Origin of the sequence: Amycolatopsis alkalitolerans (assembly GCF_006152065.1) — a bacterium.
Classification (GTDB): domain Bacteria; phylum Actinomycetota; class Actinomycetes; order Mycobacteriales; family Pseudonocardiaceae; genus Amycolatopsis_E; species Amycolatopsis_E alkalitolerans.
Genome location: NZ_VDFW01000013.1, coordinates 1 through 19,618 on the forward strand (window position 1 = coordinate 1; position 19,618 = coordinate 19,618).

The window sequence follows — 19,618 nt, forward strand, 5'->3', positions numbered from 1 at the left end:
CTGCATGATCGACAATGGCGAAGCCCCGATCATGCAAGCCGACCGGGTGCGGGTGTCCCGCAGGACACAGGAGGTGGAATGAGCACGGCCACCGAAACCGCGGCCGCACTGACCGAGTCCGAGCTGAACGAGGTCGACGCGCTGTGGCGGGCGGCGAACTATCTGGCGGCCGGGCAGATCTACTTGCTGGACAACCCTTTGCTGACCGAGCCACTGCGGCGGGAGCACATCAAGCCGCGGTTGCTCGGGCACTGGGGCACCTCGCCCGGGCTCAACTTCCTGTACGCGCACCTGAACCGGCTCATCAGCCGGCACGACCTCGACATGATGTTCGTGACCGGCCCCGGGCACGGTGGGCCCGCGCTGCTGGCGAACACCTGGCTCGAGGGCAGCTACCCGGAAGTGAAGCCGGAGGTCACCCAGGACTTCGAGGGCTTGCGGACCCTGTTCCGGCAGTTCTCGTTCCCTGGTGGCGTGCCGAGCCATGTGGCGCCGGAAGTGCCGGGTTCGATCCACGAAGGCGGTGAGCTGGGATACTCGCTCGCGCACGCCTTCGGGGCCGCGTTCGACAACCCCGGCCTGATCGTCGCGTGCGTGATCGGCGACGGCGAGGCGGAAACCGGTCCGCTCGCGACGAGCTGGCACGCCGGTAAGTTCCTCGATCCGGTGCACGACGGGGCGGTGCTGCCGATCCTGCACCTCAACGGGTACAAGATCGCGAACCCGGCGGTGCTGGCGCGGATCCCGGAGCACGAGCTCGACGAACTGCTGCGCGGTTACGGGTACGCGCCCTATTACGTCACCGGTCACGAGCCCGGGCTGATGCACCAGGCGATGGCCGCGACGCTCGACGACGTGTACGCCGAGATCCGGCGGATCCAGGAGCAGGCGCGCGAAGGTGTGTCCGGCCGCCCGCGGTGGCCGGTGATCGTGCTGCGCAGCCCGAAAGGCTGGACCGGTCCGTCCGTTGTGGACGGTAAGCAGGTCGAGGGCACCTGGCGCGCGCACCAGGTGCCGCTGCCGGAGGTCCGCGAGAACCCGGAACATCTGCGGGAGCTGGAACGCTGGCTGCGCTCCTACCGCCCGGAGGAGCTGTTCGACTCCGAGGGCCGCCCGCGACCGGCGGTGACCGCGGTGATTCCCCGGGGGCAACGGCGGATGGGCGCGAACCCGCACGCCAACGGCGGGCTGCTGTTGCGCCCGCTGCTCTTGCCGGATCCCGCCGCGCACGGGGTGCCGGTGCCGCGGCCGGGGACGTCGAGCGACGAGCCGACGCGCGTACTCGGCCGGTATCTCAAGGACGTGTTCGCCCGCGACGGCAAGACGTTCCGGCTGTTCGGTCCGGACGAGACGGCGTCGAACCGGCTGGACGCGGTGTACGACGTGACCGCGAAGGCGTGGCAGGCGGCGATCGAACCCGTCGACGAGCATCTCGCGGGCGACGGGCGGGTCATGGAGGTGCTCTCGGAGCAGCTGTGCCAGGGCTGGCTCGAGGGCTACCTGCTGACCGGCCGGCACGGGCTGTTCTCGTGCTACGAAGCGTTCGCGCACATCGTGGACTCGATGGTGAACCAGCACATCAAGTGGTTGCGGGTGCACCGGCAGATCCCGTGGCGGCGGCCGATCGCGTCGCTGAACTACCTGCTGACCTCGCACGTGTGGCGGCAGGACCACAACGGGTTCACGCACCAGGATCCCGGGTTCATCGACCATGTGGCGAACAAGAGCTCCGAGGTGGTGCGGGTGTACCTGCCGCCGGACACGAACACGCTGCTTTCGGTGGCGGATCACTGCCTGCGCAGCCGGGACTACGTGAACGTGATCGTGGCCGGCAAGAACGCGACGCCCAACTGGCTGGACCCGGAGCAGGCGGCGCTGCACTGCGCGCGCGGCGCGGGCATGTGGGAGTGGGCGAGCACGTACCCCGACCGCGAGCCGGACGTGGTGCTGGGCTGCGCCGGGGACGCGCCGACGATGGAGGTGCTGGCGGCGGCCTCGTTGCTGCGCGGGTACCTGCCGGAACTGGCGGTGCGCGTGGTGAACGTGGTCGATCTGATGCGCCTGCAGCCCGACACCGAACATCCGCACGGGATGAGCGACCGGGAGTTCGACGCGCTGTTCACCGCGGACCGGCCGGTGATCTTCGCGTATCACGGGTACCCGTGGCTGATCCACCGGCTGGCGTACCGGCGGCACAACCACGCGGAATTCCACGTCCGCGGCTACAAGGAGCGCGGGACGACGACGACCCCGTTCGACATGCTGGTGCTCAACGACATGGACAGGTACCAGCTGGTGATCGACGTGATCGACCGAGTCCCCGACCTGGCGCGGCGCGCGGGCGCCGTCCGCCAGGCGATGAGCGAGGCGCGTGAACGCCACCACCGCTGGATCCGCGAGCACGGCGAGGACATGCCGGAGGTGCGCAACTGGACCTGGGCCTGACCGCGAGTCACCCGGCCGTCGCTGCTGGCGGTGGCGAGGGCCGCTGCTCCCGTGGCGGGCCCGGCTGCCAGCGTCGCCCGTGCGGGCCACCGGCGGGCGATCGCGGCCTTGGTGGGTGCGCCGATGATCATCCCGGCCGCGAAGGCCGAGTTCAAAAGGCCGGCGGTGCCGACGTGACTTCCACCCTCCTCACCCTGCCCTGGCGAAGGCCCATGGGTCGTCGTCCGCCGCGACGGGTGGCGGGCATGCCGGTTCGGGTGGGCCGAGGGTGTGGGCGAGGTTGCGGCGCGGGGTGCGGGCGCTGTCGAGCCAGGACGGTGGGAGGAATTCGGGGATTCCGTGGCGGAATCGGATGTCCCAGCCGGAATGATGGGCCATCCGGTGATGCCGCGCGCACAACAGCACCAGGTTGCCCAGATCCGTGGGTCCGCTCTGGGACCAGGGGATGACATGGTGCGGCGTTGTCCATTTGGGACCGCGATCGCAGCCGGGGTGGGCGCAGCCCTTGTCCCGCACCACGAGTGCGTGCCGTTGGGCGGCGCCGGCCAGCCGGCTGGCGCGGCCGAGGAACAGCGGCTGCCCCTTCGCGCCGAGGACCGCGGGAATCACGCGCGCGTCGCAGGCGTAGCGCAGCAGCGTGTCGACGCTGCGGACCCCCGGAACGGTCAGCAGGGCTTCACGGAGGCGGCCTTCGAGCTCGGCGAGGGTGGTGCGCACGATCAGCACCGCCCGTTCGCCGCCTTGCACGCTCAACTCGTCGCAACGGGCGGCCAGTTCGAGGATGTCGGCGAGGGCGTCACCGCGCCGTTCGTCCAGGCCGCGCAAATCGGCGGCATCGTGGGGTTTCGCCAGGGGCCCGAGCAGACCGTCGAGCAGGACGGTGCTTTCGGCGTCGAGTTCGCCGCGGAAGCGGGCACTGCCGTCCGGACGGTGGGCGATCTGGAGGCTTCGCCGGGGCGGCGCCTTCTCCGGCTTCTCCCGTGGCTCGGTTTCCTGTTCCCAGTGGGCGATCAGCCGACGGCCGGCGGTGCGCACGGCTTCGGGGCCTGCTTGCCGTGCGAGCGTCACCAGCGCGGCTTCGCCCTCGGCCCGTTGCTGGGAGCTGATCCCTGAAGGGCAGGTGCTGAAGACGGCCGTGATGGCCTGGACGTGTTCGCGGTTCAGCTCACCCGCGGCCAGCGCTTCCGCGGTGCCGGCCAGGGGAGACGGCTGCGGGATACCGGTGACCGAAAAGGACGGCACCGTCGCGGAGGCGTGCGCGACCCGCGTCTGCGCCTCGCGCCCCGAGATCCGCAGGTTTTCCTGCAGCAGGGCCGCGGAATCCTGGTAGCCCAACGATCTGCCGAGGCCGCGATGCTCGACCTCGCCGACCAGCGCGAGCATCTCGGCGTACCCGCGGCGGAGTTTTTCCTCGCACGCCAGCAACTTGGTGGTAACCCCCGCGTCGGGGAGCCGCCACAAGGTGGGTGCGAGAATTCCGGTCACGTCGTAGAGTTTATCGCAGGATTCGAACGCGTGTGCTAACCCACAAGAATGAAGCTTCGGCGCGCAGACGAGTTGAGCCGGGCGATGTGCTCCAGCGGCGTAGTTCGATCTGGTGGTGCTGTGCGATGTGCTGCATCACGTGGCCGAGTCGGAGCGGGAGCAGGTGCTGCGGCAAGCGGGTTCGCTGACCGCGGCGGTGCGGTTCATGCCGCGCCGCGAACTCGACGGCAGGCTGGGCCGCGCCTTTCCGAGCCGTGAGGTTACGGGTGCGGCGTGCCGCGCCCCGCCCCGGTGGGTGAACCTGTTGGTGACGGTACGCCGTCCGGGCTGGCGGCGCGTGGCACTCGCACCTCCGGCAACGACGGGAACTCCGCCGGCCGGTGCGTGACCACGACCGTCGGGCGGGTGGCCGCCACCGCGGCGACGTCCTCGGCGAGCGCGGCCGCCGTGGGCGCGTCCAGGTGCGCGGTCGGTTCGTCGAGCAGGAGGATCGGGCGGTCGGCGAGCAGCGCCCGCGCCACGCCGAGCCGTTGCCGTTCCCCGCCGGAGACCGCGGTGCCGTGGGCGCCGAGCGGGGTGTCGAGGCCCTGCGGCAACGACGCGAACCACGACCGGAGCCGCGCGCGGCTGAGCGCGTTCAGCAGTTCCGGATCCGAAGCCGACGGGCGTGCCAGCATCAGGTTCTCCCGCAACGTGGTGTCGAACAGATGCGTGTCCGGCCCGCACCAGCCCAGTTCCGCGCGCACCTCGTCGCCCGCGCAGGTTCGGGTGTCGGTCGAGTCGAGGTGCACCGAGCCCGCGGACGGGTCCAGGTAGCGCATCACCGCCGCCAGGGTCGTGCTCTTGCCGGCGCCGGACGGACCGGTCAGCAGCACGCTGTTCCCGACCCTGAAGTCCACTCCGGACACCGCGTCCCGCGCAGCGCCTGGCCACCGGACGGCCAGGTCCGTGACCGTCAGCGAGCTGGGACGGGACAGTGACACCGGCGACGAAGGTTCGGTGGCGGGCGAGACGGTGTGGTCCAGTTCGGACAGTCGGCGTGCGCTGTGGCGAGCGCTGAGGAACCGTTGCGCCGCTTCGGGAAGTGCCGCGACGAGCTCGGCGGCGGCCAGCGGGGTCAGCGCCAGCACGGCCAGCTCCGGGCCCGGCAGGCGGCCCGCCCGCAGCGCGGCGATCCCCAGCAGCAGGCTGCCGATCATCGTCGCGCCCAGCGAAAGGGTGCCGGTGCCCGCGCCCAGGCCCCGGGCTCTCGCCGAGCGCCGCAGCGCCGAGGTGAGCACCGTATCGGTCTCCCGCAAGGAGGTGTGCCGTCCCGCCGCCGCGCCATAGGCGATCAGGTCGGGTGCGGCTTCGAGGACTTCGACCGTCCCGGACGTGACCTCGGCGCGCAACCCCGTCGTGTCACGCTCCGCGCGGCGCGCCGCGAAGGCCGACATCGCCGGGGCGAGCACCCCGGCGCACAGCAAGCCCACCAACAGCAGCACCCCGGCCTCGGGCAGCAGGGCCCCGACCGTGATCGAGGCGGCCGCGGCGACCACGGCGGCCGAAACCCCGGGCACGAGCACCCGCACCAGCAGGTCCTGTTGAGCGTCCACATCGGACACCATGCGCTGCAGGAGATCGCCACGCCGCAGGCGTTCGGTCAGTGCCGGGCCGAGCCGCACCAATGTCGACCACACGCGCACCCGCAGCTCCGCGAGTGCCCGCAGCGCGACGTCGTGCGACAGCAGGCGTTCGACATAGCGCAGCACGCCCTTGGCGATACCGAACGTGCGCACCGCGACGATCGCAACGGTCAAGGTCAGGATCGGCGGGTGGAGCGCGGCGGTGGAGATGAGCCACGCCGAGGTCGCGGTGAGCGCGACCCCGCTGCCGAGTGCGAGTGCCCCGGCGATGCACGCGAGCGCGAGGCGCCACCGGTGTGGCCGGATCACACTGGACAGCCAGCCGCGACCGTCCTCTTCGGAATCTTCCTGCGGAGCAGCGGAAACCGGCGCGACCTCGGGGACGGCCACCGGCGAAGGCGCGGGCAAGGCGACCACCCGGTCGCAAACGTCCAGTACGGCTTCGCGATGCGTGACGATGACGGCCGTGCGCCCGGCCAGCGCGGCGGGAAGGCAGCGGAGGATTTCGGCCTCGGTGTCGGCGTCGACGCCCTCGGTGGGTTCGTCGAGCAGCAACAGCGGGCGGTCGAGCAGAAGCGCGCGGGCCAGCGCGACCCGGCGCTGCTGCCCGGTGGACAGTCCGGCGCCGAGTTCGCCCACGTGCGTGTCGAGCGGGATGTCGAGCCCCGCCGCCTGCGCCGCGGCCTCCACTTCGGACAGTGGTGCACCCGGCTTGCCGAGGCGGATGTTCTCCGCCACGGAGCCGGTCAGCAGCCGTGGGCGCTGCGGGACCCAGGCGATGCGCTGCTGCCATGCCGTTCGGTCCAGTTCGGCGAGATCGACCCCATCGACGAACACGGCGCCCGCGTCCGGCGGGTACCAGCCGAGCAACAGATCGAGCAGGGTGGACTTGCCGGCCCCGCTCGCCCCGGTGATCCCGACGACCTCACCAGGTTCGACGCGGAGGTCGAACGAATCGAGCACGGGTCCGGACCGGCCGTGCACGGTCACCCCGCGCACGCGCAGCGGGACCACCGACGGATCCGGCGCGGGCGAGCGGAGCCCTTGTGCGACGGGCTTCTCCTCCAGCAGGCCGAAGATCTCGTTCGCCGCGGCGACCCCTTCGGCGCTGTCGTGGAAGCGGGTGCCGACCGCGCGCAGCGGGAGGTAGACCTCGGGCGCGAGGATCAGCACGACGAGCGCGGTGTGCAGGTCCATTTCGCCGTTGACGAGCCGCAAACCGATCGACACGGCGACCAGGGCGACCGACAGGGTCGCCAGCAGTTCCAGCGCGAGCGCGGACAGGAACGCCACGCGTAGCGTCCGCATCGTCTGCAGCCGGTAGGTGCGGGTGATCGCGCGCAGCCCGCGCAGCTGGGCGCGGGCCCGCCCGAACGCGGTGAGCACCGCGAGCCCGGCGACGAGATCGAGGAAATGGTTGCCCAGTACGGAAAGCGTGCGCCACTGCTTGGCGGTCTCGCGCTGGGTGTAGAGCCCGATGAGGATCATGAAGATCGGGATCAGCGGTACGGTGACCCCGACGATGATCGCGGAGACCCAGTCGGACAGCAGGATCCGCGCGCCCACCACCGCCGGGACGACGGCGGCGACGAGCAGCGTCGGCAGGTACCGCGCGAAATACCCGTCCAGCCGGTCGACGCCGCGCGTGGCCAGGGTCGCCAGCTCGGCGGGGGACCGGCCCGCCTGGCGCGTCGGCCCAATGCGGAGCGTGTGCTCGACGACGGCGGCGCGCAGCTGGCTCAGCACCGCGGCGGACGCGCGATGTGCCGAGGTCTCGGCGAGCCAGGACACGAGCGAGCGCCCGAGCACGACGAGCGCGAGCAGCGCGACCGGGATCGCCAGCGCGGCGATCCCGGCGCCGCCGAGAAAGGCGCGCGAGATCGAGGTGGCGAGGAGATCGGCCTGGACGAGCACGAGTCCCGCCGTGGCCACGCCGAGCGCCGCGCACCCGAGAATGAAGGGGCGCGCGGCACCGGCGTGCCGGAGCAGCCGCGGGTCGAGCGGCTTCACGGCACCAGCCCCTGTGCGGCCGGGATCGATTCGCGGGTGATCCGCTTGCGGAACACCCAGTAGGTCCACGACTGGTACAGCAGCACGATCGGGGTGAACGCGACGGCGACCCAGGTCATGATCTTCAGCGTGTACGGCGTGGACGAGGCGTTGGTCGTGGTGAGGCTGTTCGCCGCGTCGGTCGTCGAGGGCAGCACGTCCGGGTACAGCGAACCGAACAGCAACACCGTGGTACCGACGATCGCGGCCGCGGTGAGCAGGAACGCCCAGCCTTCCCGTTCCAGCCGCAACGCCAGCACGCCGCCGACGAGCGCGGCCGCGGCCGCGGCCAGCGCGATCCACGTCCAGGACTTGCCGTGCTCGAGCTGGGTCCACAGCAGGAACGACGCCGCGAACAGCACCGCCAGCAAGCCCAGCGGCCAGCTCAGCGCCCGGGCGCGGCGGCGCAGCTCGCCGGTCGTCTTGAGGGCGAGGAACACCGTGCCGTGCAAGGCGAACACGCTCAGCGTGGTCAGCCCGCCGAGCAGCGCGTACGGGTTGAGCAGGGTCAGCAGGTTGCCGGTGAAGTGGTGCTGGGCGTCCAGCGGCACGCCGCGCACGATGTTGCCGAACGCGACGCCCCACAGCAGCGCGGGCAGGAGCGAGCCGACCACGATCGCGATGTCCCAGCCGGCGCGCCACCGCGCGCTGTCGATCTTGCCGCGGAACTCGAACGAGACCCCGCGCACGATGAGCGCGACCAGGATCAGCAACAGTGCCAGGTAGAACCCGGAGAACAGGCTCGCGTACCACAGCGGGAACGCGGCGAAGGTCGCGCCGCCGGCGACGAGCAGCCATACCTCGTTGCCGTCCCAGACCGGGCCGATGGTGTTGATCATCACCCGCCGGTCGGTGTTGTCGCGGGAGAGCACCGGCAGCAGCATCCCGACCCCGAAGTCGAAGCCTTCCAGGACGAAATACCCGGTCCAGAGCACCGCGATCAGCAGGAACCACACATCCGTGAGAGCCATCTTTTCTCTCCTAGTACACGAACACGCCGGGACGCTGTTCGGCGTCCGTTTCGGACTCTTCGGTGGGGGTGGGCTCCGGCGGTCCGGCCTTGGCGTAGCGGACCATCAGCACCCCGTCGATGACCGCGAGCACGCCGTAGAGCACGGTGAACACGATCAGCGAGGCCAGCACGGTGCCGGCCGCGACGGTGGGCGAAACCCCGTTGGCGGTCTTGAGCACCCCGAACACGACCCACGGCTGGCGGCCCATCTCGGTGAAGATCCAGCCGAGCGCGTTGGCCAGGAACGGCAGCGCGAGCGACGCGATCGCGGCTCGGTAGAACCAGCGTGACCGCGGGATCCGGCCCTTGCGGAACAGCCACAGCCCGACCAGCGACAGCAGCCCCATCAGGAAGCCGAAGCCGATCATCACGCGGAACGTCCAGTACGTGGTGGGGATGTCCGGGCTGTAGTCGCCGGCGCCGTAGCGCTGCTGCTCGGCGGCCTGCACGTTGTTGATGCCCTCGACGGTGCCGTCCCAGTGCCCGGTCGCCATGAACGAGAGCACCCGGGGCACCCGGAGGGACCAGACCTCCTTCGACCCGTCGAGCGAGCCGATCGTGAACAGCGAGAACGAGGCCGGGGAGACGGTGTCGTAGAGGGCCTCGGCCGCGGCCATCTTCATCGGCTGCTGCTGGGTCATCAGGCGCGCCTGGAGGTCGCCGGTCACCACGACGCCGAGGCTCGCGATCAGGACGGTGACCAGCGCGATCTTCATCGACGGCCGGTAGACCTCGGTGGGCGCTTCTTCTTGAGCTGCCACGCGCTGATCGCCACGACGAAGATCCCCGCGGTGACGAAGCAGGCCGTGACGGTATGCGCGAACGCCCCCACCGCGGTGGAGTTGGTGAGCACGGCGCCGAAGTCGTTCAGCTCGGCGCGCCCGGTCTGCGGGTTGACCGCGTAGCCGACCGGGTGCTGCATCCACGAGTTCGCGGCGAGGATGAAGTACGCCGAGAGGACGGTGCCGATCGAGGCGAGCCAGATCGTGGCGAGGTGGAGCCGCTTCGGCAGCCGGTTCCACCCGAAGATCCACAACCCCAGGAAGGTGGATTCGAGGAAGAACGCCAGCAGGCCCTCGATCGCCAGCGGGGCGCCGAAGATGTCGCCGACGAAGGCGCTGTAGTCGCTCCAGTTCATCCCGAACTGGAACTCCTGCACGATGCCCGTCACCACGCCCATCGCGAAGTTGATCAGAAACAGCTTGCCCCAGAACTTCGTCATCCGCAGGTAGTGGTCCTTGCCGGTGCGCACCCACGCGGTCTGCATGCCGGCCACCAGGAATGACAGTCCGATCGTGAGCGGCACGAAGATGAAGTGGTACACGGTGGTGATGCCGAACTGCCACCGCGCCAGATCGAGTGGGCTCATCGGTCCTCCCTCTTACACCCGGACAAGATCGGGCCCCAGGTTTCGCCCCCCGTCCTGGTGGCAGCGAGGGTCCTTCGTCACCGGGATTGAGGGACTACGACCGCGTCGGGTCCCGGGCGCCCGGCGGTTGCCTGGTGGGGCAAGCCACCCGACGGAGGGAAGGAGGATCGATGACATCACTGCTGCCGCGCCCGAGGATGACGTTCCCGGCGCTGGCCGACTGGCTCGACACCGGCTGGCCGTTCGGTGAGCACAACATCGTGCGCATCGAGGAGTCCGCGGCGGACGGCAAGTACACCGTCCGCGCGGAGCTGCCCGGTTTCGACCCGGCCAAGGGCATTCACATCACGACGGAGGGCGGTCTGCTGACCATCACCGCCGAGCGTGAGGCCAGGACCGAGACGAAGGGCCGCAGCGAGTTCCACTACGGCTCGTTCCGGCGGACCGTCTCGCTGCCGCAGGGAGCCGACGCGTCGAAGATCACCGCGAAGTACGCCGACGGGATCCTCGAGGTCGTCGTTCCCTACGACGGAGCCGAGCCGGGCAAGCCGGTCGAGATCGAAGTCAAGAAGGACTGACCGTACGACGGATGCGGGCGCGCGCGGGCGTGCCCGCATCGCCATGGGAGGGAACGCATGCCCACCGACCTAGGGTCCACCGCGGTGCTGGCCGACGGCGAGGTCGTCCTGGTGCGCCCGCTACGACCGCAGGACACGGCGGCGGTGCTCGCCCTGCACGACGGCCTCGACGAGCGCGACCGGTACCTGCGCTTCTTCGGCACGCCAGCCGGGCTGGACAAGATCTGCGAGCGGATCGCGGGCGAGCCGGGGCCGAGCCATGGCGCGGTCGGCGCGTTCCGCCAGGACCAGCTGGTCGGCTGCGCGCATTTCGAGGTCTCCGGCGATCCGACCGAGGCCGAGGTCGCGCTCGCCGTGGACGGCCGCGTGCAGGCCCACGGGGTCGGCACCCTCCTGCTCGAACATCTCGCTTCGGCCGCCCGTGCGCAGGGAATCCGGCGTTTCACCGGTGAGGTGCTCGCCGAGAACACCCGCATGGTCCGCGTGTTCGCCGATCTCGGGCTGCCGTACCGCATGACGCCCGGCGGGCCGGAGCGCCAGTTCGTGCTCGTGCTCGAACCGGGGGAGAACTACTGGAGCGCGCTCGCCGAACGGGAACGCGTCGCCGACGTCGCGAGCCTGCGCTCGGTGCTGCGGCCCGAGTCGGTCGCGGTGATCGGCGCGAGCCGCCATCCCGGGTCGATCGGGCACGCCGTGCTCGAGAACCTGATCGAGGGCGGCTACCCGGGCAAGCTGTTCGCGGTGAACCCGCATGCCACCGAGATTTCCGGGGTCCCGTGCGCGCCGAGCGTGCCGGACCTGCCCGAGGTCCCCGAACTGGCGGTCGTCTGCGTGCCCGCCCCGGCCGCCGCGGAAGCGGTCGAGCAGTGCGGGCGGCGGGGTGTGCGGGCGGCCGTGGTCATCACCGCCGGGCTGACCGGTACCGAGTACGGCGAGCGCGCCGTGACCGCCGCCCGGACCTACGGCATGCGCCTGGTCGGGCCGAACTGCATCGGCGTCGCGAGCCCGGGGGCCTCGCTGAACGCGACCTTCCTGCCCGGAGTCGTGCCCGCCGGCCCCGTCGGCGTGGTGAGCCAGTCCGGCGGGTTCGGGATCGCCCTGCTGGAATCCTTGCGGCAGCTGGGCATCGGCCTGTCGAGCCTGGTGTCGACCGGCGACAAGTACGACGTGAGCGGCAACGACCTGCTGCTGTGGTGGCAACGGGATCCGCACACCGAGATCGCCGTGCTGTACCTGGAGTCCTTCGGCAACCCGCGCAAGTTCGGCCGGCTCGCGCGCACGCTGGCCCGGTCGAAGCCGGTGCTGGCGATCCGCACCGGGGAGACCGAGATCGCCCAGCGCGCGGCCGCCTCGCACACCGCGGCGGCGGCGACCCCGGCGGTCACCAGGGACGCGCTGTACGAGCAGGCCGGGGTCATCGCCGTGGACACCATCAGCGAGCTCGTCGAAACCGTCGCCACCCTGTCGTGGCAGCCCCTGCCCCAGGGCAACCGGGTCGCTGTCATCAGCAACGCGGGCGGGGCCGGGGTGCTCGCCGCCGACGCGTGCGCGCGGCACGGGCTGACGCTGCCGGACATCCGGGACGAGACCAGGTCCGCGCTGCACGCGCTGCTGCCCGAGCAGGCCTCGCTGCACAACCCGGTCGACACGACGGCGGGCGTGGGCGCCGACCTGTTCGGCGCCTGCCTCGACGCGGTGCTCGCCGATCCCGGGATCGACGCCGTCCTGGCCGCGACGGTGCCCACCGCGCTGGGCGACCCGATGGCGACGGTGCCCGAGCGGGCCCGCCGGTCGGCCAAACCCGTGCTCGCGGTGCGGCTCGGGCAACTCGGCCACGTCGAACCTCTCACCGACGAGCGCGGTCCCGCGACCGCGAGCTTCACCGACCCGGCCGACGCCGCGGCCGCGCTCGGGCACGTCGCCCGGTACGCGCGGTGGCGCGCGACCCCGGCCGGGCCGGTCGAGGAACTGTCCGGTATCGACCCATCGCACGCGGTCGCCCTGGTGCAGTCCTACCTCGCGGCGGGCCACCGCTGGCTGGCGCCGCTGGAGGTGGCGGAGCTGCTGCGCTGCTTCGGCCTGCCGCTCGCCGAGACCCGCTACGTGACCGACGAGGACGGCGCGGCAGCCGTGTTCCAGGAGCTCAAGCGCCCGCTCGCGCTGAAGGCGGACGTCGAGGGCATGCTGCACAAGAGCGCAGGGGGCGGTGTCGCGCTCGACGTCACCGAAGAGTCCGCGGTCCGTGACGTGGTGCGCGGCTGGCGGCGGAAGTTCGGCGCCGCCTGGCACGGCGCGGTGCTGCAGCCGATGGCCGAACCCGGCCGGGAACTGCTGGTCGGTATCAACTCCGACGAGGTCTTCGGCCCGCTGGTGGTGTTCGGGCTCGGGGGCACCGACACCGATCTGGTGGCCGACCGCGCCGCCCGGCTCGCCCCGCTCAGCGGCACCGACGCCGACCGCCTGCTCGGCGGCCTGCGCTCCTCGGCGAAGCTGTTCGAGACCATCGACCGGGGCGTGGTGCGGGACGTGCTGCTGCGGGTGAGCCGTCTCGCGGAGCTGGTGCCCGAGGTCGCCGAACTGGACCTGAACCCGCTGGTGGTCAACGATGCCAGGTGTGTCGTCCTGGACGCCCGGATCCGGATCGAGCCGCGCAGCGCCGCCGATCCGTTCCTGCGCCGGCTGCGGACCTGAAGGGAAACCATGCGCATCCTGACCTTGAACCCCGGTTCTTCGACGATGAAGGCCGCGCTGATCGACGAAGGCGCCCCGGTGCACGCCGAGACCTGGGACGCCGCGGACGCCGTGGCCGACGACACCGTGGTGCGCCAGGCGATCGAGCGCTGGGGGCGGCCGGACGGAGTCGCGATCCGGTTCGTGCACGGGGGCTCCCGCGGGGGACCCGCGCTGGTCGACGAGGAACTGCTGCACCAGCTCGACCGGCTCGGCTCGCTCGCGCCGCTGCACCAGCCGCTGTCGGCGGAGGTGGCCCGGCTCGTGCGCGCGGCGCTGCCGGACGTGCCGGTGATCGCCTGCTTCGACACGTCATTCCACAGTGGACTTCCCGACGCCGCCGCCCGGTACGCGCTGCCGAAGGCGTGGACCGCGCAGAACCGCTTGCGCCGCTACGGGTTCCACGGCCTGTCCTGCCAGTACGCGGCTCGCCGGTGCGCCGAGCTGCTCGCGATGCCGCAGGTGCACATGCTGTGCTGCCATATCGGTTCCGGCGTGTCGGTCACCGCGATCCGCGGCGGGGCGAGCGTGGACACGTCGATGGGGTTCACGCCACTGGAGGGCGCGGTGATGGCGACGCGGTCGGGCTCGGTGGATCCGGGGCTGCTGCTGTACGTCCTCGGCACCGGCGAGGTGGACCTCGAGAGCCTGACCGACACGCTGTACCACCATGCGGGCCTGGCGGGGATGACCGGGACGAGCGGGGACCTGCGGGAGGTACTGGCCGCTCGCGCCGCGGGAGACGCCGAGGCGGCGGCCGCGGTGCGGGTGTACCTGCACCGGCTGCGGCGCGAGATCGGGGCGGCGGCGATGAGCCTGCAGCGGCTCGACGCGGTCGTGTTCACCGGTGGGGTCGCCGAGCACCAGCCGGAGCTGCTCGCCGAACTGGCCGGCGGGCTTTCCTTGCTGCGCGTGGAGATCGACGCGTCCCGCCTGGCCGGCGAAGGTGACCGGCTGATCAGCCCGCCGGGCGCGCGAGTGGCGGTGTTCACGATCACCGCACGTGAGGATCTGGAACTGGCCCGCGAGGCCACGGCCCTGCTGGCTGGTGAGACTGCTGGCCAACGCGGGTCGCACGCGCGCCTCCGAAGGTAGCCGATTTCCGGGGGCAGGGCTCCGATCCGCACGAACGCAAGGTCGAGGCTCAGGAGGGCCCTGGCCATGAAATCGGCTGGGCGCGCAGGCCCCCAGACAATCAGCCGCGTCAGGAGTGCTGCAGCCCGGCGGCTTCCAGCATGGCGCCCAGTTCGGCGATGGACAGGTGCTTGCTCCGCTGTCTGGGCAGCTTCGGCCGCTCCGGCTGCGGCAGGACATCCGTGGCCTTGAGGCCGAGCATGTCCAGCAGTTCGACGAGATCCTCCGCGTCGTGGGCGCTCGCGGCGACCGTGCGCACGGCGCGTGCCCGGCGTTCCTCCTCGGGCATCTCGGGGTTGGCGGGATCCAACTCCGTGTCTGTCGCTTCCTCAGTCATACCTTCATGTTCCCAACGCGGGACGGTGCGGTTCGCCGGGCCAAAGGCCCCGCCGGCAGGGACGTTCTGCTTCGCGATGGTCCCGGCCGCGACGGGACCTTAGGCCCTGTCCGGGACCGCGGGCGCGGATCATCGTTACGCCATGTCAGTACGCTCGGCAGGGCGTGCCGCGAGCCGGCTGCTGCCCGGGATCAGGCAGTTCCGCGGATACCGCCGGAGCTGGCTCCGGGGCGACATCGTCGCCGGGGTCACCGTCGCCGCCTACCTGATCCCGCAGGTCATGGCGTACGCGGAGATCGCGCGACTGCCACCGGTCGCCGGGCTGTGGACGGTACTCGGGCCCATGGCGATGTACACGCTGCTCGGCACGTCACGGCGGTTGTCGGTCGGGCCCGAGTCGACCACGGCGCTACTCACCGCGACCGCGCTGGCCCCGCTCGCCGCGGGCGAACCCGCCCGGTACGCCGCGCTGGCCGCCGTCCTCGCCCTCGTCGTCGGCGGCGTGTGCCTGGCCGGCGGCCTCATCCGGGCCGGAGTGTTCGCCGACCTGCTGTCGAAACCGATCCTCGCCGGCTATCTCGCGGGCATCGCGGTCAGCATGATCGTCAGCCAGCTCGGCACGGTCACGGGCGTCCCGGCACACGGCGAGGATCTGCCGGCCCAGGTGCGCTCCTGGCTGGGTCACCTCGGCGAGACGCAGTGGCCGACGCTCGCCCTGTCCGTCGCGGTGCTCGCGTTCCTGCTGCTGGCCGCGCGGTTCCTGCCCGCACTGCCCGGCCCGCTGCTGGGCATGCTGCTCGCTGCGGGCTGCGTAGCGGTGTTCGGCTGGCAGCGTTCCGGGATCCAGGTCGTGGGAACCGTGCCGGCCGGGCTGCCGGTGCCCGGCCTGCCGCACCTCGACGGCGCCGACCTGCCTTCGCTCCTGTTACCCGCCTTGGGAATCATGCTGGTCGGGTTCTCCGACGTCGTGCTCACCGCGCGCGCGTTCGCGGGATCGGAGGAGCCGCCCGTCGACGCGAACCAGGAGCTGCGGGCGCTCGGCGTGACGAACGTCGTGGCCGGCCTGTCCCAGGGGTTCCCGGTCAGCTCGAGCGGCAGCCGGACCGCGATCGCGGTTTCGGTCGGCGGCCGCACCCAGCTGTTCTCGCTCGTGGCACTCGCGACGGTGGTGGTCGTGCTGTTCACCGCGCGCCCGGTGCTCAGCGCGTTCCCCGAGGCCGCGCTCGGCGCGGTGGTGGTCTACGCGGCGTTGCGGCTGATCCGGCCGGGCGAGTTCCGGCGGTTCGCCACGTTCCGGCGCAGCGAACTGGTGCTGGCGCTGGCGACCACGGCCGGGGTGGTGGGGCTGGGCGTGCTCTACGGCGTGCTTGTCGCGATCGGACTGTCCATTCTGGACCTGATGCGGCGGGTGGCCAGGCCGCACGCCGCGGTGCTCGGGTACGCGCGGGGAGTGCCGGGGATGCACGACGTCGGCGACTACCCGGGTGCGGATGTGGTGCCGGGGCTGGTGGTCTACCGCTACGACGCGCCCCTGTGCTTCGCCAACGCCCAGGACTTCCACGACCGGGCGCTGGCGGCGGTCACCCCGGGCACGGAATGGTTCCTGCTCAACGCGGAGGCCACCGTGGAGGTCGACCTCACCGGCATCGAAGCCCTCGACGGCCTGCGGCGGGACCTGGAGCGCCGGGGGATCCGGTTCGCCATGGCCAGGGTCAAGCGCGAGCTGGAGGAGGAGCTCGCCGCGGACGGGTTGCTCGGCAAGATCGGCGAGGCCAACCTGTTCCCGACCCTGCCCGCCGCCGTCGCGGCCTACGTGCGCAGCTACCGCGCCATCCACGGCCACCTGCCCGAGGGGGTCACCCCTCCGGTCCTGCCACCCAACCCCATGTCTTCCTAGGAGATGCCGTGAGGGACCCCCTCATGCCCTTATGTGCCGTGAGGGACCCCCTCACGGCATAGCGTGGGCCGTCTGGCTGGGGAGGACGACGACGGGGCAGTGGGCGTGGCGCACGCACTGGGTGGCGACGCTCCCGACGAGCAGTTCGGTGACCAGGCGCGCCCCGTGCGAGCCGACCACCAACAGGTCCGCCGCCGCGGACTCCTTGATCAGCTCGGTGCCCGGGTCGCCGTCGGCGATGATTTCCTCGACGGCCGGCGGGTTCTCCTGCCCTTGCAGGGCCTTCTCGACGGTGGCCCGCAGCAGGGCGGCGTAGTCCTCGTCCCGGGCCACGGGGCGCCGGCCGTGCGGCTGGATCGCGTACGAGGTGCCGGGCAGCAGGTCGTCGCGCGCCCGTACGAGCACGGCGCGCACGCTGTCGTTGCCCGGGGTCGCTTCGGTGATCGCCCAGCGCAGCGCGGCTTCGCTCTGCGGTGAGCCGTCGACGCCGACGACCAGCGTCCGAGTCCGTGTCATGGCTTCCTCCTTGCCGGATTCGCCCACAGCGTGCTCGCGCGCGCGTGGGCGGTGGGAGAGGAAAAGGTCACCGGGACAGGTCCTTCAGCAAAGGGACTTCGGGCTCTCGCCACTGGTCCGCGGACCTGGTGACGCTGGCCCGGAACGGTCGGCCGAAACAGGAGGAGCGATGGCGAGCGTCAAGGAACTGTCGGAGATCCGCGCGGCGGACGACGTGTCCGCGGGCGGCAAGGGGGCGAACCTGGGCGAGCTTACCGCCGCCGGGTTCCCCGTACCGCACGGGTTCATCGTGCTGCGCGAAGGGTACTGGGCGGCGATGGAGTACAGCGGCGCGCGCGAGGACCTGGCCCGCCTGCACGCCGAGACGCTCGCCGTGGCCGACGACTCCGACCGGCTGGCCGAGAACTGCCGGCAGATGCAGAAGCTGGTTCGCGGGGCGACGCTGTCTCCGGCCATGCGCCAGGAGGTGGTCGACGCCTACGCCCGCCTCGGCACCGGCGTGCCGGTGGCGGTCCGTTCCTCGGCCACCGGTGAGGACAGCGCGGACGCGTCGTTCGCGGGGATGAACGCGACCTTCACCAACACCACCGGCGAGGACGACGTCCTGCGCCGTCTGGTGGACTGCTGGGCGTCGGCGTTCTCCCCGCGCGTGGTGGCCTACCGCGCCGAACGGGGCTTCAGCGGCGAGCCCGCGATCGCGGTCGTCGTGCAGCAGATGGTCGAGACCGAGCGGGCCGGGGTCATCTTCACCGCCGATCCGCGTACCGGCGACCGCGGCCGCCTGATCGTCGAGGCCGTGTTCGGGCAGGGCGAAACCCTGGTCAGCGGCTCGATCGAGCCCGACTCCTACGTCGTCGCCAAGGAAGAGCTGAAGATCGACGACGTCCGGATCGGCAACAAGAAGTACAAGATCGTGCACGGCGCCGGCGGCGACGAGAAGGTCGAACTGCCTGAGCCCGCCGCGCATCGCCGGGTGCTCGACGACGCGACCGTGCTAGAACTCGCGCGGCTCGCGATCCGCGTCGAGGACCACTACGGCCGCCCGCAGGACATGGAATGGGCGATCGATCCGGCCGGCACGATCTTCCTCGTGCAGACCCGGCCGATCACCACGCTGCCCCCGGAACCGGCGTCCGACGGTGAGGTGCTGCTGCGCGGGCTGGCCGCGTCGCCAGGGGTCGCCGGCGGCGTCGTCCGCGTGCTGACCAGCCCCGAACAGGGCAAGCAGCTGCGCAAGGGCGAGATCCTCGTCGCGCCGATGACCAACCCCGACTGGGTCCCGGCGATCCGGCGCGCGGCCGCGCTCGTGACCGACGGCGGCGGGATGACCTGCCACGCCGCGATCGTCGCGCGCGAGCTCGGCGTGCCGTGCATCGTCGGCACCGGGCACGCGACCGAGGTGCTCGCCAACGGGCAGCTCGCCACGGTCGACGGCGGTACCGGCGAGGTCACCAGCGGGGTCCGGGAGACCCCGGCCCGCACCGAGCCCGTCGTGGCACCGGCGGTGCGCGCGGTCGAGGCGCTCGCGACCCGGCTGTACGTCAACCTGGCCATGCCCGAGCAGGCCGAGTACGCGGCCGCGCTGCCCGGGGTCGACGGGGTGGGCCTGCTGCGCGCGGAGTTCATCCTCACCGAGGCGCTCGGCGGGCGGCATCCACGCGACCTGATCGCGAACGGGGAGCAGCAGTCCTTTGTGGACGAGATGACCGAGTACCTGCTCAAGATCACCGAACCGTTCGCGCCGCGGCCGGTGATCTACCGCGCGACCGACTTCCGGAGCAACGAGTTCCGGGGGCTCACCGGCGGCGCCCGGTACGAACCGGAAGAGGACAACCCGATGATCGGCTACCGGGGGTGCTACCGGTACGTCAAGCAGCCCGACCTGTTCGCGCTCGAACTGCAGGTGCTCGCCCGGGTGCGGGAGCGCACCCCGAACCTGCACCTGATGATCCCGTTCGTGCGGACGAAATGGGAGCTCGAGGAGTGCCTGCGGCTGGTCGACGCGAGCCCGCTGGGCCGCCAGCGCGGGCTGCACCGGTGGGTGATGGCGGAGGTGCCTTCGGTGCTGTACTGGCTGCCCGAGTACGTGGGCCTCGGCATCGACGGGGTGTCCATCGGCAGCAACGACCTGACCCAGCTGGTGCTCGGCGTGGACCGCGACTCGACCGAATGCGCGGAGTTGTTCGACGAAGCCGACCCGGCGGTGCTCGACGCGATCGCCGGGATCGTGTCGAAGGCCCGTGCGCTGGGCATCACGTCGTCGCTGTGCGGGCAGGCGCCGTCGAACCGGCCCGAGTTCGCCGATCACCTGGTACGCCTGGGTATCACGTCGATCTCGGTCAACCCGGACGCGGTGGCCGCGGCCCGGTCGGTCATCGCCTCCGCGGAACGGCGCCTGCTACTGGAGCACGCACACGGGCAGCGCTGAACCGGCGGGGTCG

General features: G+C 71.6%; 11 protein-coding genes and 1 pseudogene. 6 read left to right on the plus strand and 6 right to left on the minus strand.

The window, feature by feature from the left end; genetic code table 11:
- The first annotated feature begins 78 nt into the window (after positions 1 to 78).
- Complete coding sequence (locus FG385_RS16260; protein WP_139097590.1) at positions 79 to 2,445, plus strand: phosphoketolase family protein; 2,367 nt, start codon at positions 79 to 81, stop codon at positions 2,443 to 2,445.
- 189 nt (positions 2,446 to 2,634) lie between these two features.
- On the opposite strand, the gene FG385_RS16265 is transcribed toward FG385_RS16260, so the two are convergent.
- The 4 genes and pseudogenes from FG385_RS16265 to FG385_RS16280 form a co-directional block, all read right to left on the minus strand.
- A complete protein-coding gene (locus FG385_RS16265; protein ID WP_139097591.1) occupies positions 2,635 to 3,930 on the minus strand; it encodes an HNH endonuclease signature motif containing protein in 1,296 nt (431 codons plus the stop codon).
- 260 nt (positions 3,931 to 4,190) lie between these two features.
- Positions 4,191 to 7,565 (minus strand): thiol reductant ABC exporter subunit CydD, encoded by a 3,375-nt coding sequence (gene cydD, locus FG385_RS16270; protein ID WP_139097592.1) that lies wholly within the window; start codon positions 7,563 to 7,565, stop codon positions 4,191 to 4,193.
- Positions 7,562 to 8,575, minus strand: a complete 1,014-nt coding sequence (gene cydB / locus FG385_RS16275; protein WP_139097593.1) for a cytochrome d ubiquinol oxidase subunit II — start codon at positions 8,573 to 8,575, stop codon at positions 7,562 to 7,564. The genes cydD and cydB overlap by 4 nt, the downstream gene beginning before the upstream one ends.
- 10 nt (positions 8,576 to 8,585) lie before the next feature.
- Positions 8,586 to 9,985: pseudogene (locus FG385_RS16280) on the minus strand (cytochrome ubiquinol oxidase subunit I).
- 170 nt (positions 9,986 to 10,155) lie between these two features.
- Between FG385_RS16280 and FG385_RS16285 the strand changes: the two are divergent.
- The 3 genes from FG385_RS16285 to FG385_RS16295 are packed head-to-tail and all read left to right on the plus strand — an operon-like array spanning position 10,156 to position 14,388.
- Positions 10,156 to 10,563, plus strand: a complete 408-nt coding sequence (locus FG385_RS16285) for an Hsp20/alpha crystallin family protein (RefSeq protein WP_139097594.1) — start codon at positions 10,156 to 10,158, stop codon at positions 10,561 to 10,563.
- 57 nt (positions 10,564 to 10,620) lie between these two features.
- Positions 10,621 to 13,254, plus strand: coding sequence for a bifunctional acetate--CoA ligase family protein/GNAT family N-acetyltransferase (locus tag FG385_RS16290; RefSeq protein ID WP_139097595.1), 2,634 nt, complete (start codon positions 10,621 to 10,623; stop codon positions 13,252 to 13,254).
- A 9-nt stretch (positions 13,255 to 13,263) separates the two neighbouring features.
- Positions 13,264 to 14,388, plus strand: a complete 1,125-nt coding sequence (locus tag FG385_RS16295) for an acetate/propionate family kinase (protein WP_139097596.1) — start codon at positions 13,264 to 13,266, stop codon at positions 14,386 to 14,388.
- 109 nt (positions 14,389 to 14,497) lie between these two features.
- Here the strand turns inward: FG385_RS16295 and FG385_RS16300 are convergent, their stop codons facing one another.
- Positions 14,498 to 14,764 (minus strand): hypothetical protein, encoded by a 267-nt coding sequence (locus FG385_RS16300; RefSeq protein WP_139097597.1) that lies wholly within the window; start codon positions 14,762 to 14,764, stop codon positions 14,498 to 14,500.
- Between the two features lie 142 nt (positions 14,765 to 14,906).
- Here FG385_RS16300 and FG385_RS16305 point away from each other — a divergent pair, with 142 nt between their 5' ends.
- Complete coding sequence (locus tag FG385_RS16305) at positions 14,907 to 16,661, plus strand: SulP family inorganic anion transporter (protein WP_139097598.1); 1,755 nt, start codon at positions 14,907 to 14,909, stop codon at positions 16,659 to 16,661.
- 51 nt (positions 16,662 to 16,712) lie between these two features.
- Here FG385_RS16305 and FG385_RS16310 read toward each other — a convergent pair whose 3' ends face one another.
- On the minus strand, positions 16,713 to 17,177 hold the full coding sequence (locus tag FG385_RS16310; protein WP_139097599.1) for a universal stress protein: 465 nt from the start codon (positions 17,175 to 17,177) through the stop codon (positions 16,713 to 16,715).
- A gap of 169 nt (positions 17,178 to 17,346) precedes the next feature.
- Here FG385_RS16310 and ppsA point away from each other — a divergent pair, with 169 nt between their 5' ends.
- Positions 17,347 to 19,605, plus strand: a complete 2,259-nt coding sequence (gene ppsA / locus FG385_RS16315) for a phosphoenolpyruvate synthase (protein WP_139097600.1) — start codon at positions 17,347 to 17,349, stop codon at positions 19,603 to 19,605.
- Positions 19,606 to 19,618 lie beyond the last annotated feature (13 nt).

What these genes read in the sequence shown, in the direction of transcription:
- FG385_RS16260 (WP_139097590.1), top strand. Translation starts at nt 79, where the DNA reads ATGAGCACGGCCACCGAAACCGCGGCCGCACTGACCGAGTCCGAGCTG.
- cydB (WP_139097593.1), bottom strand. Translation starts at nt 8,575, where the DNA reads ATGGCTCTCACGGATGTGTGGTTCCTGCTGATCGCGGTGCTCTGGACC.
- FG385_RS16285 (WP_139097594.1), top strand. Translation starts at nt 10,156, where the DNA reads ATGACATCACTGCTGCCGCGCCCGAGGATGACGTTCCCGGCGCTGGCC.
- FG385_RS16290 (WP_139097595.1), top strand. Translation starts at nt 10,621, where the DNA reads ATGCCCACCGACCTAGGGTCCACCGCGGTGCTGGCCGACGGCGAGGTC.
- FG385_RS16295 (WP_139097596.1), top strand. Translation starts at nt 13,264, where the DNA reads ATGCGCATCCTGACCTTGAACCCCGGTTCTTCGACGATGAAGGCCGCG.
- FG385_RS16300 (WP_139097597.1), bottom strand. Translation starts at nt 14,764, where the DNA reads ATGACTGAGGAAGCGACAGACACGGAGTTGGATCCCGCCAACCCCGAG.
- FG385_RS16305 (WP_139097598.1), top strand. Translation starts at nt 14,907, where the DNA reads ATGTCAGTACGCTCGGCAGGGCGTGCCGCGAGCCGGCTGCTGCCCGGG.
- FG385_RS16310 (WP_139097599.1), bottom strand. Translation starts at nt 17,177, where the DNA reads ATGACACGGACTCGGACGCTGGTCGTCGGCGTCGACGGCTCACCGCAG.
- ppsA (WP_139097600.1), top strand. Translation starts at nt 17,347, where the DNA reads ATGGCGAGCGTCAAGGAACTGTCGGAGATCCGCGCGGCGGACGACGTG.